Origin of the sequence: Brumimicrobium mesophilum, from assembly GCF_003025005.1 — a bacterium.
In the GTDB taxonomy this organism is placed as follows: Bacteria; Bacteroidota; Bacteroidia; order Flavobacteriales_D; family Crocinitomicaceae; genus Brumimicrobium; species Brumimicrobium mesophilum.
Genome location: NZ_PVSS01000034.1, coordinates 1 through 2,597 on the forward strand (window position 1 = coordinate 1; position 2,597 = coordinate 2,597).

3 protein-coding genes are annotated in these 2,597 nt (G+C 32.0%); all 3 read left to right on the forward strand.

Annotated elements, in window-relative coordinates; genetic code table 11:
- Nucleotides 1-145 precede the first annotated feature (145 nt).
- The 3 genes from C6368_RS16845 to C6368_RS16855 all read left to right on the forward strand — a co-directional run bounded on the left by C6368_RS16845 (nt 146) and on the right by C6368_RS16855 (nt 2,547).
- Entirely contained in the window at nt 146-586 is a 441-nt protein-coding gene (locus tag C6368_RS16845; protein ID WP_107040388.1) for a hypothetical protein, read from the forward strand.
- A 133-nt stretch (nt 587-719) separates the two neighbouring features.
- Nucleotides 720-1,709: a DNA topoisomerase subunit B gene (locus C6368_RS16850; protein ID WP_107040389.1), complete on the forward strand. Its 990-nt coding sequence runs from the start codon at nt 720-722 to the stop codon at nt 1,707-1,709.
- A 229-nt stretch (nt 1,710-1,938) separates the two neighbouring features.
- Nucleotides 1,939-2,547, forward strand: a complete 609-nt coding sequence (locus C6368_RS16855; RefSeq protein ID WP_107040390.1) for a hypothetical protein — start codon at nt 1,939-1,941, stop codon at nt 2,545-2,547.
- Nucleotides 2,548-2,597: the final 50 nt, after the last annotated feature.

Consider the following 2,597-nt stretch of genomic DNA (forward strand, 5'->3'; position numbering starts at 1 on the left):
CGACAATACGTAGCTTGGACGTTATCTGCAATCCCCACTAGTTCTAGAAAAAGGAATGACTTTAGAAGTTATTGAAAGTTAAAATATCGACAAGAACACCCTATAATAATTTGATTAAGATACTTTTATAAAAAAATTAGCAAGAATGAAGTCAATACTATTTATTATATCCGCATTAATAAGTTCAACATTATTTGCTGAATGTAATACTGAAGCTCCAAGTCAGCAAACAATTGATGATTCTTCATTTACTTTTATTTTAAATCTACAAATTGGGGACTCTGTTGAATACAAAACATATCTATCAAGCTGTCTTTCTGGCGATAGGCCTGAGACGATGGATTCTGTCTGTTTTTATAGAGACTCATTAAATTTGAAAGCAATTTATAAGAACACCATTTATCCCATTAATTCTGATGCTTTTGACGACTTACAAATAATCGAAAGTAAATTATTGACTATAGGCACTACAAGTAGTACTTCTTATTACAATTATATAATTTCATACCAAGGAAAACAAGGACTTCTCGGCTTCGGAACGAAAAACACATGGAATGAAATTATTCACTTCATAACAGATATATGAAATGCAGATAACACCACCTATGCACCAGCGCCATTTCTCACTTCGGAAATCTGTCTTTTTCTATGAAAAAAGTATTAATTTCAAGAAAACGATTTTGGTTAGCGCCGTTGCATAGCCNACCAGCAATAAAATCATGAATAAAGAAATCCAACAAATAGAATTCGAAGAGCATATCAGAAAACGTACTGGTATGTACTTAGAAGGTGTTGGAAGTAAAGGAATTATCAATTTACTAAAAGGACTAATCAGTGATTGTCTTGAAGTGACCAAATCAAACAGTTTTTTCTTTCAAATCGAACTTAAACCTGACAATGAATTTGCTTTGGTCATAAACTCTTCAGGTAATATTGACGCATTCGAAAGAACTGTTGAAAAACTAGAAAACCTAAAGAACTTTCATCTCAAGGCTTGTAAAGCTCTTTCCACAAACTTCACCATGAATCCACAAGGCAAGCAAAAATTGACCTTGAATTTCAAGTTAGATGATTCTGTTTTTATAGAGGAAGTAGATTATCAAGAATTATCAGAAAACTTTCTTCAATGGACTTATTTAAATAGAAACTCAGAAGTTTTGTTAATTGATGAAAGAGAAAAATTCTTAAATCAGAACTATTATCATTTTCCTGAAGGTGTCAAATACCTCTATGATAGAATCGCTAAAGAAGCTCTTGGGAAACCTGAGTTTGAAATTTCGTTTGATGGTGAAATTGATGGATTTAACTACCAGATATATTTAGGTTATCGAACCGATTGGTTTCCGCCAACCACTTTTGCCTCATTTGCTAATAATGTACACACTAGTTGTGGTGGATCACTTATTGATGGTGTTATAAACGGATTAATAAGTGGTTGCAGAAAATTTGTCAACGAAAATCAGCTAACGGACTATAAAATCAAAAAGAAAAAATTTAACAACGGTTTAATCTTGGTGGCTTCTGTTCGCGGGGATGAGTTCAAGTACGGAGGTAGTTTCAAAGAAACTTTGGAAGATCAAAAAATTAAAAAAAATTCTAAAAAACTGATTAAAAAACTAACTATTGAATTCATTAATGCTAACAGAGAAAAGGCTGAAAAATTCCTTTGGAGATTTAACGAGAAAGAGTTGACAAGTGGAATGTACTAAGAAAAAAGCTGGTAACATCACCTATGACACCATGTTGTGTCAGAGGGTTACGAAAGGGTTGTGGTTACTTGATAGCCCGCGAATTCTTTGAATTCGCCTAGTGTGAAAAAGAAATTACTATGCGAATTCAAAGAATTCGCTACTTAGATAAACGAAACAGAATACGAACTTAAACACGCCACGGTGCATAGCCAGAGCGTTGTGGCTAATTGGAAAACAGTATAACTAAATGAGATTTTATTACATAATAATAGCTTTATTAATATCTTGTACTTCAAAAAAAGAAGAATTAAATGATGATAAAAAGCAACAAGAGGAATTCGATTATTATTTAGAAGAAGTTTTAGAAAATAGGTATGAAGAAATTACATTTTTTGAGGACTCTTGTTTAGATGCACTTCAAAAAGGCTACATATATTCTAACGTTTGGGAAGAAAGTTATTATTTGTGGGAAGGCTGCTCTTTTGAGCCTAAAAAAGAAATACTATTAAACCCTCCCTCAAACCTTCAAGACTACAATTTTGTTGCTTATTTTATTGAAAGACAAAAAGATTCTTCTTTTTATACTGAAGTCTATGCAAGAAATAAAAATTTTGATTCCTACTTAATTCCACTAAGATTTGAAGAACATGATAAATTTTCTTTTGATTCTACATATTCGATTGCAGTGCACTTAGAAGGTGGAATAGAATGTGCAGATTTGTATATGACAGGAACTGAATATACAGATACAATGAAATTAGGTATTTATCAAAAAGTAAGGGATCCCAAAATCAATAAATATGTAGATTCTATGATTCTAGTCAGAGATTCATCAATGAAATCAAAAAAGAATTAAACCTATTATTAATAAAAACTAGCCACAATCGAGTAGACGGCTGACAGTCG

What these genes read in the sequence shown, in the direction of transcription:
- C6368_RS16845 (WP_107040388.1), top strand. Translation starts at nt 146, where the DNA reads ATGAAGTCAATACTATTTATTATATCCGCATTAATAAGTTCAACATTA.
- C6368_RS16850 (WP_107040389.1), top strand. Translation starts at nt 720, where the DNA reads ATGAATAAAGAAATCCAACAAATAGAATTCGAAGAGCATATCAGAAAA.
- C6368_RS16855 (WP_107040390.1), top strand. Translation starts at nt 1,939, where the DNA reads ATGAGATTTTATTACATAATAATAGCTTTATTAATATCTTGTACTTCA.